Annotated in this window: 10 protein-coding genes; all 10 read right to left on the bottom strand. The window is 71.3% G+C overall.

Annotated features, from left to right (window positions below; translation table 11 throughout):
* Positions 1–128: 128 nt before the first annotated feature.
* Entirely contained in the window at positions 129–1,700 is a 1,572-nt protein-coding gene (locus Q7W82_RS10175; RefSeq protein WP_242156747.1) for an APC family permease, read from the bottom strand.
* Positions 1,701–2,223: 523 nt separating this feature from the next.
* Positions 2,224–4,062, bottom strand: coding sequence for a DUF885 family protein (locus Q7W82_RS10170; RefSeq protein WP_242156746.1), 1,839 nt, complete (start codon positions 4,060–4,062; stop codon positions 2,224–2,226).
* A complete protein-coding gene (locus Q7W82_RS10165; protein ID WP_242156745.1) occupies positions 4,059–5,891 on the bottom strand; it encodes a DUF885 family protein in 1,833 nt (610 codons plus the stop codon). Before Q7W82_RS10165 ends, Q7W82_RS10170 begins: the two co-directional genes overlap by 4 nt.
* An 82-nt stretch (positions 5,892–5,973) precedes the next feature.
* Complete coding sequence (locus tag Q7W82_RS10160; protein ID WP_242156744.1) at positions 5,974–7,182, bottom strand: Xaa-Pro peptidase family protein; 1,209 nt, start codon at positions 7,180–7,182, stop codon at positions 5,974–5,976.
* Positions 7,179–8,771 carry an aldehyde dehydrogenase family protein gene (locus Q7W82_RS10155; RefSeq protein ID WP_242156743.1) on the bottom strand — a complete coding sequence of 531 codons (1,593 nt, stop codon included), beginning with the start codon at positions 8,769–8,771 and terminating at the stop codon, positions 7,179–7,181. Before Q7W82_RS10155 ends, Q7W82_RS10160 begins: the two co-directional genes overlap by 4 nt.
* Position 8,772: 1 nt before the next feature.
* A complete protein-coding gene (locus Q7W82_RS10150; protein ID WP_242156742.1) occupies positions 8,773–9,678 on the bottom strand; it encodes a dihydrodipicolinate synthase family protein in 906 nt (301 codons plus the stop codon).
* Positions 9,675–11,045, bottom strand: coding sequence for an FAD/NAD(P)-binding oxidoreductase (locus Q7W82_RS10145; protein ID WP_242156741.1), 1,371 nt, complete (start codon positions 11,043–11,045; stop codon positions 9,675–9,677). Before Q7W82_RS10145 ends, Q7W82_RS10150 begins: the two co-directional genes overlap by 4 nt.
* A complete protein-coding gene (locus tag Q7W82_RS10140) occupies positions 11,038–11,286 on the bottom strand; it encodes a (2Fe-2S)-binding protein (protein WP_184502469.1) in 249 nt (82 codons plus the stop codon). The genes Q7W82_RS10145 and Q7W82_RS10140 overlap by 8 nt, the downstream gene beginning before the upstream one ends.
* Complete coding sequence (locus Q7W82_RS10135) at positions 11,283–12,383, bottom strand: FAD-dependent oxidoreductase (RefSeq protein WP_242156740.1); 1,101 nt, start codon at positions 12,381–12,383, stop codon at positions 11,283–11,285. The genes Q7W82_RS10140 and Q7W82_RS10135 overlap by 4 nt, the downstream gene beginning before the upstream one ends.
* Positions 12,380–13,321 carry a proline racemase family protein gene (locus Q7W82_RS10130; RefSeq protein WP_242156739.1) on the bottom strand — a complete coding sequence of 314 codons (942 nt, stop codon included), beginning with the start codon at positions 13,319–13,321 and terminating at the stop codon, positions 12,380–12,382. Before Q7W82_RS10130 ends, Q7W82_RS10135 begins: the two co-directional genes overlap by 4 nt.
* Positions 13,322–13,388: the final 67 nt, after the last annotated feature.

Raw genomic sequence — 13,388 nt, 5'->3', positions numbered from 1 at the left:
CCTCCGATAGCACGCTTTGTCACAGGAGCGGCTTCAGCCGCGACCGGGCTCTACCAGGAAGGCCCATCGCGGCTGATCCCACCAACGGGGACAAGCGCCGCTCCTACGTCCATCCACATACGCGACGGCTACTCCCCGTCGTCCTCTTCCAGCGCCAGTTCCTCCGGGCGCAGGCCGCTGCGCGCGCCCCAGTGGTAGCAGCCCAGCGCGATCGCCGCCACGCACAGCGTGTCCCAGGGATGCGCGATCCAGCCGCTGCCACCGAAGGTGCCCAGCCGCGACACCACCAGCACCAGCGCGAAGAACACGATCAGCCACAGTACGCCGCGCACCTGACGCCACAGCCGCGCGCGACCGGCGGCGTTGGGCAGGCGATACAGCACGTACAGCGCGAACATCGCGATCTGCAGGCCGAGCAGCCACGACAGCGTGTTCCAGGTCGACCAATACACGATCAGGCCGGCGACGATGAACGACAGCGGGCCGAGCAGCGCCATGCCGCGCAGCCGGAACGGCCGTGGCAAGTCCGGCGCGCTGCGCCGCAAGGCGGCCACGGTCACCGGCGCCACCGCATAGCTCAGCACCAGCGCCGCCGACACCACGTTGATCAGCGCCTCCCACGAGGGAAACGGCAGGGTCCAGAACACCGACAGGCCCAGGCTCAGCCACAACGCCGGGCGCGGGATGCCGGAGGCGGCGTCCACCCTGGTCAGCACCGGCAGGAAGCCGCCGCTGCGCGCCCAGCCGTACACCACCCGCGGCGTGGCGTTCATGTAGATGTTGCCGGTGCCGCTGGGCGAGATCATCGCGTCGCAGATCACCAGCGCGGCCAGCCAGCCCATGCCCAACGCCAGGGCGATGTCGTGGTACGGCAGCGAGAACGCCTTGTCGATGCCGCCCCAGCCGTTGGCCAAATGCTGCGCGGGCACCCCGCCGAGGAAGGCGAGCTGCAGCAACACGTAGATCACCGTCGACAGCGCCACCGACAGGATCAACGCGATCGGGATGTTGCGCTGCGGATCGCGCACTTCGCTGGCCACCGACACGATCGGGGTCAGCCCGAGGTAGGCGAAGATGATGCCGCCGGCGGAAATCGCCGCCTCCACTCCGGCCGCACCGAACGGCGCGAAGCCCTGTACATGCAGGTTGCGCGCATCGAAGTGCGCCATCAGCAGCACGATCACCAGCACCGGCACCAGGAACTTGAACACGCTGACGATGTTGTTGGCGGTGGCGAAGGTCTTGACGCTGTAGTAGTTGAGCAGGAAGAACGCGACCAGCAGCGCCAGCTGCAGCAGCCAGCCGGCGACGCTGGGATGGGTGCTGCCGGCCTGGTTGAGCCACGGGAACCACGCGGCCGCGTATTGCCGCGCCGCCTCCACCTCGATCGCGATCAGGCTGGAGAAGGCGATCAGGGTGATGAAGCCCATCAGCCAGCCGAGCAGCACGCCGTGCGAGTACTCCGGGTAGCGCACCACCCCGCCGGCGCGCGGCAGCGCCGCACCCAGTTCGCAGTACACCAGGCCCAACAGCAGCACCGCCACGCCGCCGGCGATCCACGAGACGATGCCGGCCGGCCCGGCGATCGCCGAGACGTGGCTGGCCGAGAACAACCAACCGGAGCCGAAGATCGAGCCCAACCCGATGAAGGTCAGATCGGTCAGGCTCAAGCGCTTGTGGAACTTGCCTTGTGCGGCCATAGCGTCTCCCGCTGGAAGTGGTGTCACTGGCGATTCAACGATCTGCGGCGCTTCCTACCCTCGCCCCGACCCCTCTCCCGGTGGGAGAGGGGCTCGGCTTTTCCCTTCTCCCACCGGGAGAAGGTGCCCCGCAGGGGCGGATGAGGGTACGGGCGCAGCCTCGTGCAGCTGAACACCGCATGCGCTTCGCGCCCGACCCTCACCCCCCCCCCTCTCCCGGGGGAGAGGGGCTCGGCTTTTCCCTTCTCCCACCGGGAGAAGGTGCCCCGCAGGGGCGGATGAGGGTACGGGCGCAGCCTCGTGCAGCTGAACACCGCATGCGCTTCGCGCCGACCCTCACCCCAACCCCTCTCCCGGGGGAGAGGGGCTCGGCTTTTCCCTTCTCCCACCGGGAGAAGGTGTCCCGAAGGGGCGGATGTGGGTACGGGCGTAGCCTCGTGCAGCTGAAACACCACATGCGCTTCGCGCCGACCCTCACCCCAACCCCTCTCCCGGGGGGAGAGGGGCTCAACTCATCAACTCCTCAATGCTCTACTGCTTCGTCTCCTGCGCCCCACGGCGACTTCCCACCCTCGGCAATGAACCGATCGATACGCTGCTCCAGCACCGGCAGCGGCACCGAGCCGGTCTCCAGCACCGCATCGTGGAAGGCGCGGATGTCGAACTTCTCGCCCAGCGCCTGCTCGGCCTTGCGCCGCAGCTCCAGGATCTTCAGCTCGCCCAGGTAGTACGACAGCGCCTGTCCGGGCCAGGCGATGTAGCGATCGACCTCGGTGGTCACCTCGTGCTCGCTCAGCGCAGTGTTGTCGCGCAGGAACGCCTGCGCCTGCTCGCGCGTCCAGCCGTCGTGGTGGATGCCGGTATCGATCACCAGCCGGCACGCGCGCCACATCTGGTAGGTCAGGTAGCCGAAGCGGTCGTACGGGGTGTCGTACATCCCCATCTCCTGCCCCAGGTATTCCGAGTACACCGCCCAGCCCTCGCCGTACGCGGAAATGAAGGTGTAGCGGCGGAAATCCGGCAGGTTGCCCTGCTCGGCCGCCAACGGCATCTGTAGCGCGTGCCCGGGCGAGGACTCGTGCAGGGTCAGCGCGGTGAGGTTGTACAGCGGCCGCGACGGCAGGTCGTAGGTGTTGACCAGGTAGATGCCGGGGCCGCCGCGGCCGCCGGTGTAGAACGGCGCCAGGTCCGCCGGCACCGGCTCGATCGCGAAGCGCTGCCGCGGCAGCCGGCCGATGTAGTCGCCGATCTTGCCGTCCACGCGCTTGGCGATCCACGCCGCGTCCTTGAGCAGTTCCTCCGGGGTCTTGGCGTAGAACTTCGGATCGGTGCGCAGGTAGTGCAGGAACGCCGGGAACGTCTGCTGCCCGGGCGGGGTCTTGAAGCCGCTGTCGGCGATCGCCTGGTCCATCTCCTTGCGCAGCCGCGCCACTTCCTTGAGCCCCACCGCGTGGATCTGCTGCGGGCTGAGGTCGAGCGTGGTGTATTCGCGGATCTGCGCGCGGTAGTACGCCACGCCGTCGGGCAGCGATTCGGCAGCCAGCGCCGGGCGCGCCTTGGGCAGGTATTCCTCGCGCATGAAACGCAGCAGCTTGGCGTAGGCCGGCACCACCTGCTGGGCAATCGCCGTGCGCGCCTGCGCGCGCAACTGCGCCTGCAGCGGCGCCGGGATCGTCGCCGGCATCTGCTTGAACGGCGTGTAGAACAGATTGGTCTCGCCGGTCGCCTGCGCGACCTCGGCGATCGACTGGTCGCGGCCCTGCAGCGTCACCGCCGGCTGGGCGAAACCGCGCGCCAGGCCGGCACGCATGTTGGCGATCTGCTCGTCGAAGTAGCGCGGGATGTCGGCGAGCTGCCCGAGGTAGCGCTGGTAGTCCTCGCGGCTGCGCAGGGTGGCGCGCGCGGTGAAGCCCAGGTCGCTCCAGAACGCGGTGTCGCTGTTGAACGGCATTTCCCAGGCGCGGAAGCGCTGCTGGTCGAGCAGCACCTGCAGCTGCTGGCGATAGACCTGGTAGTTCACCTGGTCCTGTGCCGACAGTTGCGTCGGGTCGATCGCGTCCAGGTCGTGCAGCACCTGCTGCCAGTACGCGGTGCGCTGCGCCTGGGTGGCCGGATCGACCTTGGGCAGGTGATCGGCGGCCTGGCCCTGCGCGTCTTCGTCGTCGGCGCCGGCGAACTGCTCCTGGCGCCATTTCCATTCGCGCTGGTACAGCGCCTTGAAGCGCGCACTCGCGTCGCCGGCGGGAGCCGCGGCGGCCGGCGTGGAGGTCTTTGCCGGCGCAGCGCTCGCGGCGCCCTGCCAGGCCAGGGTGCAGGCGATGGCCAGGGCCAGCGCGGTGCGCAGTCGGGAACGGGAGGTCATCGTGGAGTCTCCGGAGTGGCGGGGGCGCCGGCCTGGACCTGGGCGATCCAGGCGTCGATGCGCGCGTCCAGCAGGTCCAGCGGCATCGCGCCGCCGCCGAGGACGGCATCGTGGAAGGCGCGGATGTCGAAGCGATCGCCCAGCGCGCGCCTGGCCTTCTCGCGCAGCGCCAGGATGTCCAGTTCGCCGAGCTTGTAGCCCAGCGCCTGGCCCGGCCAGACGATGTAGCGGTCGGTCTCGGACTGGATGCTGGGTTCGTCGTCGGACGGATGCGCGTGGAAGAAGTCGATCATCTGCTGCCGGGTCCAGCGCTTGGCATGCACCCCGGTGTCCAGCACCAGCCGGTTGGCGCGCAGCAGTTCGCCGGCCAGGCGGCCGTAGTCGCTGTAAGGATCGCGGTAGAAGCCGACTTCCTTGCCCAGTCGCTCGGCGTACAGCGCCCAGCCTTCCACGTAGGCGTTGTAGCTGGACTGCTGGCGGAACGGCGGCAACGGCAGGGTCTGCGCAAGCGAGATCTGCAGATGATGGCCGGGCACGCCCTCGTGATACGCGGTGGCCTCGATGTTGACCAGGGTGCGGTGCGCGTAGTCGCTGGTGTTGACCATCACCAACCCGGGCTTGCTGCCCTGCGCATCGCTCTGCCAGTACTCGGCACCGGGCGCGGTGGCGCGGAACGCGGGCATCGCGCGCACCTCCAGCGGCGTCTTCGGCAGCGTGCCGAACAACGTCGGCAGCTTCGGCTGCATCTGCGCGATGGCGTCGCGATAGCGCTGCAGGATCTGCTCGGACGAGGTGGCGAAGAACTTGCGGTCATGGGCCACCGCCTTGCGTAGCGCCGCCAGGTCGGCATAGCCGAGTTGCCTGGCGATGGCGCCCATCTCGCCCTCGATGCGCGCGACCTCGGCCAGGCCGGTCTGGTGGATCTGCTCGGGCGACTGATCGGTGGTGGTCTGGGTGTGGATCGCAAAGCGGTAGCGGCGCTCTCCATCGGGCAGCGACCACAGGCCTTCGTGGGCCCGGCCCTGCGGCGCGTATTCGTTGGCGACGAAATCGGCCAGCTTTCGATAGGCCGGCCGCACCTGCTGGTCGATCGCCGCGATCATCGCTGCGCGCAGGCGCGGCCGCTCGGCCTCCGGCACTGCCGCCGGGAACTGCCGCAGCGGCGCCGCGAACGGGCTGTCGGCGCCGGCCGGCGCGGCGATCTCGCGCACCTGTGCGGGAATGCGCTCGAGCAGGTACTTCGGCTGCACCAGCCCGTCCCTGGCGCCGGCGCGCGACAGCGCCACCACCTGGTCGAGCAGCGCCGGGATCGCCTGCAGGCGCGTGATGTAGTCCTCGTAGTCCTTGACGCTGGCGAACGGAAACGCCTGCGCATAACCCGGCAACGCCACCTGGATGCCGCCGACCGGCTCCAGCGGCATCTCGTCGTTCTTCAGCGCGATCGCCTCCAGCCGGTCGCGCAACTGCCGCTGCATCATCTGCAGGCTCAACCGCTCCTGCGCCGACAGCGCCTTGGCATCGACCGCATCGAAGCGCGCCAGAAACCCGGCGGTGGCCTGGCGCTCGGCCTCCAGCGCGGCCGGCGAATAGTCGGTCCAGCGATCGTTGTAGCGGCTGTCGCCGATGATGCTGGCGAACTCGGGATGGTGGGCGAGCTGGTACTGCCACTGCGCATCGAGCAGCGCGGCGAAGGCCTGCCCTGGCGGTACTGCGGCCTTCGCTGTTGCCGGCGCGGCCGGTGCGGAGGAGGTCGGCGCTGCGGACGGCTGGCAGGCCGCCAGCAGACCCAGGGCCAGTGCGCCGACGGCAGACAACCGCATGCAGTTCATCGCGAGACTCCTTGGGATGCGCCGCAGCCGCTGCACGGCGCGGGTGCGGCCGTGCAGCGTGCCGCGGCGGCCGTCGCCCGCATCAGGCGAACGGCCGGTCGATCGCCGGCGACGGCGGCGTGAACCACTGCGCGCCGTCGTCGGTGACGTAGAAATGATCCTCCAGGCGCACGCCGAATTCGCCCGGCACCACGATCATCGGCTCGTTGCTACAGCACATGCCCGGGGCCAGCGCCAGCGCGTTGCCGCGCACCAGGTACGGCGCCTCGTGGATGCTCATGCCGCAACCGTGGCCGGTGCGGTGCGGCAGCCCCGGCAACTGGTAGTCCGGGCCGAGCCCGGCACGCTGCAGCACCTTGCGTGCGGCCTCGTCCACCACCGCGCAGGCCACGCCCGGCCGCACCGCGGCGAACGCCGCCGCCTGCGCCTCGTGCTCCAGTTGCCAGATGCGCCGCTGTTTCTCGCTGGGCTCGCCGAAGATGTAGGTGCGGGTGATGTCGGAGTGGTAGCCCTGCACCGTGCAGCCGGTATCGATCAGCACCAGTTCGCCCGGCCGCAGCGCCTGCACGCCGGGAATGCCGTGCGGATAGGCAGTGGCGTGGCCGAACTGCACGATGCAGAAGGTCGAGCCGTTGTCGGCGCCGAGCGCACGGTGCGCCTGGTCGATGAAGCGGGTCAGTTCCGCGGTGGTGATGCCGTCGCGCATCAGTCCGGCGGCCAGCCGCTGCACGTGCAGGGTCATGTCGCAGGCCTGCTGCATCAGCGCCAGTTCCGCCGGCGACTTGCGCATGCGGCAGCCGTCGACGATGGCCGCCGCATCGCGGATCGCGATCCGCCCCAGCACCGCGGCCAAGCCGGTGTGCACCGCGAAGGCCACGCCCGGGTCCAGCGCCAGGCTCTGCGCGTCCAGTTCCAGCAAGGCCTCGGCGACCAGCGCGTGCGGATCCTCGTGTTCCTGCCACAGGCGCTTGCGCACCGGCAGGCACAGCACCGCGTCCAGCGAGCCTTCCTCGAACGCCGGGCAGATCAGCAGCGGATCGCCTTCGGCGGTGAGCAGCATCGCCACCAGGCGCTCGCTGGCGCCCCACGGCACGCCGGTGAAGTAGCGCAGCGAAGCGCCGGCGCCGATCAGCAACGCGTCGGCGCCGTGCGCGCGCATCAGCGCGCGCGCGTTGGCCAGGCGTTGCCGGTACTCCTGCTCCTGGATCGCGGGCGCCCGCTGCGGCCATGGCGCCAACTGTGCCTGCGCCTGCTCCAGGGTCAACCCACCGATCTGGGCCTGCTCGCTCATGCGCTGCGCTCCACGTCGGCGGTACTCCAGCAGCCGTCGATCAGCCGCTGCACGCCGCCGGGATTGCGATCGCGCAGCAACGGCGGCAGCAGCGCGTCGGGCACGCCGTCGTAACTGTGCAGCGCGGCGAAGCGGCGGATCGCCGCGGGCATGCCCACGGCAGTGAAGCCCGGATGGCCGGTGCTCGGATACGGGCCGCCATGGTTCATCGCCGGGCTCACCGCCACGCCGGTCGGCATCTTGTTGCAGATCAGGCGGCCGACCCGCGGGCGCAACGCCGCGGCCAGCGCGGCGAAGTCCAGATCGTCGCTGCCGTCGGCAGCGCGATAGAGCGTGCCGGTGAGATTGCCCTCGAAGCTGCGCGCCAGGGCGGTCAACTGGCCCATGCCACCGCCGCGCACGATCAGGCTGACCGGGCCGAACGCTTCGGTCTGCAACGCCTCGGGCTGTCGCAGGAACGCCTCGGCCGACACTTCCAGCAGGGTCGGCGCATGCCGATAGCCGGGGCCGGCGTCGGCCTCGCCGCCGGCCAGCACCGTGGCACCGGCATCGCGCAGCGTGCCCACGCTGCGCTGCAGATGCTCCAGCACGCCGCGCGAGAACAGCAGCGAAGGCGCCGCCGCAGCGAAATGCGCGGTGGCCGCGGCGACGAAGGCATCGCCGGCCTCGCCCTCCGGCACCACCACGATGCCCGGGTTGGTGCAGAACTGGCCGCTGCCCATGGTGCAGGAGGCGAAGAACTCCTGCGCCAGCGCCGCGCCGCGTTCGGCCAGCGCGCCCGGCAGCAGGAACACCGGATTGACGCTGGACAGCTCGACATAGGCCGGCACCCCGGCACGGTCGGCGGCGGCCTTCAGCGCCAGCCCGCCGGCACGGCTGCCGGTGAAGCCGATCGCGCCCAGCCGCGGATCGCCGGCCAGTTCCAGGCCCAGCGTGCTGTCGAAGTGGTACAGCAACTGCACCGTCGCCGCCGGCAGGTCATGGGCCAGCAGCGCCTGATGCGCGAGTTGCGCCAGACGCTGGCTGGTGGCCGGATGCGAGGGATGCGCCTTGGCGATCACCGGATTGCGCGCGACGATGGCCGAGGCGAAATCGCTGCCGGCCACCGCGTTGAACGCAAACGGGAAGTTGTTCGGCCCGAACACCAGCACCGGCTTGTGCAGCGGCCCCAGCTGCGCGCGCAGGCCGGCCGCGGTGTCGATCACCGGCTGCGTCCAGCTGTGGCTGCGTGCCGCCTGCGCGGCCTGGCGCAACTGCCCGCTGGCGCGCGGCAGTTCCACCTTGGCCAGGCGCGGCTCCATCGGCAGGCCGGTCTCGGCATGCGCCAGCGCCACCAGTTGCTCGACGTCGGCATCGATCGCATCCGCGTACGCGTCCAGGAACGCGGCGATGCGTTCCGGCGCGGCCGCGGCCAGCGCATCGGCGCTCAGCGCCGCCGCGCTCAGTGCCGCTTCCAGGTCGGCGGCGCCGCTGACCGGGAACGACGGACCGAACTCGCTCCCGTCGCGCGGGTCCTCGGCGCGGAAGCTGCCGCGCTCCTCCAGCGAGGCCTGCCAGTGGCCGGCCAGCAACAGCGGTTGCATGCTCATCTCAGTGCCCGGGATGGGTGGCGATGGCGTGGTCGATCACCTTCAAGGCGGCTTCGCGCTCGGCGCCTTCCAGCACCAGCCGCGGCGCGCGCACGCGCTCGCTGCCCAGGCCGACCTTCGCCTGCACCAGCTTGATCAACTGCACGAACTTGGGCACGGTGTCCAGGCGCAGCAGCGGCAGGAACCAGTCGTACAGCGCCTTGGCCGCCGGGTAGCCACCGTCGCGGGCCAGCTCGAACAGCTCCACCGACTCCTTCGGGTAGGCGTTGACCAGGCCGGCGATCCAGCCCTTGGCGCCCATGCTCAGGCCTTCGACGATCGCATCGTCCATGCCCACCAGCAGCACCAGGCGGTCGCCGAGCAGTTCGCCCAGCGCGGCGAAGCGGCGCACGTCGCCGGAGGATTCCTTCACCGCCTGCAGGTTCGGGAACTCGGCCGCCAGCTCGGCGATCTGCGCCGCGCTGAAATCGGTCTTGTAGGCGATCGGGTTGTTGTACAGGATCACCGGCAGGTCGGTGGCGGCGATCACCGCGCGCACGTGCGCGCCCATCTCGCGCCAGTCGGTGGAGTACACGTACGGCGGCAGCACCATCGCACCGCCGCAGCCGACCTGCTTGGCCGCCTGCACCAGCCGCACCGCTTCGTCGGTGGACAGCGCGGCGATGCCCGGCACCACCGGGATGCGGCCGTCGACCGCCTGCACCAGGGTCTTCAGGATCGCCAGCTTGTCGTCGAAGCTCAGCGTGGCCGCCTCGCCCAGCGAACCCAGCGGCACGATCGCGGTGCAGCCGGCGTCGACCATGAGCTGCGCATGCTTGGCCAGGAACGCGTGGTCGATGCTGCCGTCGGCGTTGAACGGGGTGGTGATGGCCGGCAGCACGCCGTACCAGAAGGAAGCCTTGCTCATGGAAGTACACCTTGTGGAGAGTTGCGAAGGGATGCCGCGCGCGAAGGCGCGGCGCAAGCGGCGTCCGGACCCGGGTCCGGACAGGGATGGGCCAGCGCGTCCAGACGCGCCGGGAACAGCGGCGGCCGGCGGCCGTCGTCGGAGAAATCGGCGGGACGCGCGGCCAGAACCAGTTCGGTGAGCGCGCTGCCGCAGATGCGGCCCTGGCACGCGCCCATGCCGCAGCGCGAGGCAAGCTTGGCGTCGCGCAGGTCGGCATGGCCTTGCAGCGCCGCCAGCGGTACGTCCTCGCAGCGGCACACCAGCGTGTCCGGCGCGGCCAGCGCATGGATGCGGGGGTCCAGCGCGAACTGCCGCTGCAGCAGCGCGGCGAAAGCGCGCGCGCGCCGCCGCTGCGGCTGCAGCGCCTGCGCATCGGCGTCCTGTCCGGCAGCCAGGTGGCCGGCGATGGCGCCTTCCACCCGCGCGCAATCGCGCCCGCCGATGCCCAGCGCCTCGCCGGCGGCATACACGCCATCGATGCTGGTGCGCAGTTGCGCATCCACCGCCACGCACGGATGCGCGCCGCTGCGGCCCAGGCGGCAGCCCAGCAATTGCGCCAGTTCCACGTTCGGCACCAGGCCGTAGCCCACGGACAATTGATCGCAGGCGAGACGGCGGCGGCCGCGCGGGCCGTCGATCTCCACCTCCTGCACGCGGCCGTCGCCGTACGCGGCCAGCACCACGCTGCCAGCGTGGTAGCCGACCCCGGCCAGTTGCGTGCGCAGCGCCAGCGCCTGCAGCGCCTTGTCCGGCCAGCGCAGCGGCAACTGCACGGCGAACGCGGCCAGCGCGCGCCACGGCGCCTGTTCGACGATGCCCAGCACCTGCGCGCCGTGGCGCTGCAGCGTCGCCGCCGAGGCCAGCAGCAGCGGCCCGCTGCCGGCGACCAGCACACGCCGCCCGGCCAGCGGCCAGCCCTGCTTGGCCAGCGCCTGCGCGCCGCCGGCGCCGGTCACCCCCGGCAGGGTCCAGCCCGGGAACGGCAACAGCAATTCACGCGCGCCGGTGGCCAGCACCAGCGCGTCGTAGCCCAGCCAGCGCGGGCCAGCGGGACCGTCGGTGAGCAGCCGCCGGTCCTGCGCCAGCAACACCTGGGTCTGCGGCAGGAAGGTCACCGCACTGGCCGCCAGTTGCGCCAGCGCGCGCGCGGCCAGGCGCGGCGGCGGCTGCGCCACGTCATGGCGCCAGATCTGGCCGCCGGCACGCGCCTGCAGATCGACCAGGCCGACGCGGCGGCCATACCCGGCCGCCGCCAGCGCCGCCGCCAGCCCGGCCGGGCCGGCGCCGATCACCAGGACCTCGTAATGGGCCGCCGACTCAGCCATCGGTCCACACCTGCATGCCGTCGCGCGCCGGGGTGATGCAGGCGCGCAACTGGCCGACGCGGTCGATGCGCACCCGGCACTCGGCGCACACGCCCATGCCGCACAGCGGCGCGCGCGGCTGGCCGCTGCGCGAGCGGCGGAAATGCGGGGCCACCTGCGCCACCGCTGCGGCCACGCTGCTGCCGTCGAGCACTTCGACGTCGCGGCCGTCGACCTGCAGGCGCAGCATCCGCGCGCTCATGCCAGCGCCCGCGCCGGCGCGTACGGCGCCGGGTCGATGGCCGCCGGCCGCTGCAGCAGTTGGTCCAGCAGCAGGCGCGCACTGCCCAGCGCGGTGGTCACGCCCAGGCCCTCGTGGCCGGCCGCGACCCACACGTCGCGTCGCTCCGGCACCGCGCCCAGATACGGACGCCCGTCCGGCGTGGCCGGACGCAAGCCGGTCCACACCCGGATCGCCTGCAGTTGCCGCAGCCCCGGCAGGAACGCGAAGGCACGCTCCAGCATCCGCTGCAGCATCGGCATCGATACCGTGCGGTCGGTGGCATCGAATTCGCGCGAGGAGCCGATCAGGATCTGCCCGGTCGGCCGCGGCTGCACGTTGAACGCCACGCTGCTGCCGTCGCTGCCGTGGGCGCTGTCGGCATAGCCCAGTTCCAGCAATTGATGGGCGACGAAGCCCGGATAACGGTCGGTGATCACCAACTGGCCCTTGCGTGCGCGCATCGGCAGTTCCGGCAGCAGTTCCGGCAGGGCGCAGCCGGTGGCGACCAGCACCGGGCCATGCAGCGCGCTGCCGTCGTCCAGGCGCACGCCGGCATCGGCCAGCGCGGTGGCGCGGCGGCCGGCGTACAGCTGCGCGCCGGCGGCGCAGGCGCGCTCGACCAGGTAGCGCGCCATCCGCGGCGGGTACACCACCGCCTCGGCAGCCACGCGCATGCCGCCGGCCAGGCCGGGGACCAGCGCGGGTTCCAGTTGATACAGCCGCTGCGCATCGAGCGCTTCGGCGTGCACGCCGGCCGCGGCCAGGCGCTGGATCTTGGCCGGGATCGCCTCCAGTTCGCGTGCCTCGCGCGCCACCCACAGCGTGCCGCAGCGGCTGAACTCGGCCTCCGGCAGCGGCGCGAATTCTTCCCACAGGCGCAGCGAATATGCCGACAGCGCCAGTTCCGCCGAATCGTCGTCCATCGCCACCAGGTGCCCCATCGCCGCGGCAGTGCTGCCGCCGCCGATACTGCCCGACTCGACGATCGCCACGCGCAGGCCGGCGGCCGCCGCCGCATCGGCGCAGGCCGCACCGACGATGCCGGCGCCGACGACGATCAGGTCGAAACCGCTCATGCGGCGCCGATGCCCCAGGCGAACGGATCCTGCGGATCGATCAGCAGATGCGCGCGCGCGGTGATGAAGGCCTGCCCGGTGATGCGCGGCATCACGCCGCGGGTGCCGGCCGCATAGCGGCCTTCGAACATGCTGCCGAGGATGCCCTGCTGGCGCCACACCTGGCCCGGCGCCAGCTTGCCGTCGGCGGCCAGGCACGCCAGCTTGGCGCTGGTGCCGGTGCCGCAGGGCGAACGGTCGTAGGCCAGGCCCGGGCACAGCACGAAGTTGCGCGCATCGGCGCTGGCGTCCGGCGCCGGCCCGTTGATCTCGATGTGGTCGATCTCGCCGCCGTCGGCGCCGCGGATGCCCGCCGCCTCCAGCGCCAGCCGCACCGCCTCGGTGTAGGTAGTCAGCGCGCGCTGGTGGCGCAGCTCCAGCGCGCATGGCGTCTGTTCGGTGATGAAGAACCAGTTGCCGCCCCAGGCCACGTCGCCGCGCACGCGCCCGTACTCGGGCACCTGCACTTCGATGCCGGTGGCATGGCGGTAGCTCTCGACGTTGTCGACCGAGACGCGGCCGTCGGCATGCAGCTCCACGCCGACCGTGCCCACCGGCGTCTCGATGCGGTGCGTGCCCGCGCTCAGCCGGCCCAGTTCGGCCAGCGTGCGCACCAGCCCGATGGTGCCGTGGCCGCACATGCCCAGATGGCCGACGTTGTTGAAGAAGATCACCGCCGCACAGGCATCGGCGGCCACCGGCGGCAGCAGCAGCGCGCCGACCATGGTGTCCGAGCCGCGCGGCTCGCAGGCGATAGCGCTGCGCCAGCGGTCGAAGCGCGTGCGGAACAGTTCGCGGCGCTCGGCCAGGGAACCAGTTCCCAGATCAGGGAAGCCGGAGACGACGACACGGGTCGGTTCGCCGGCGCTGTGCGAGTCGATGACATCGAGTGTATGCATGGCGCCATGCTCACATTCGGCACCGCCGCCGGCTAGCAGCGTTTGCCTGTCGCAAATGCGGAAATTC

The organism is Xanthomonas indica, from assembly GCF_040529045.1.
GTDB classification, from domain to species: domain Bacteria; phylum Pseudomonadota; class Gammaproteobacteria; order Xanthomonadales; family Xanthomonadaceae; genus Xanthomonas_A; species Xanthomonas_A indica.
The sequence above is the reverse complement of the archived record's forward strand: the minus strand, read 5'-3'. Positions and strand labels throughout refer to the sequence as shown.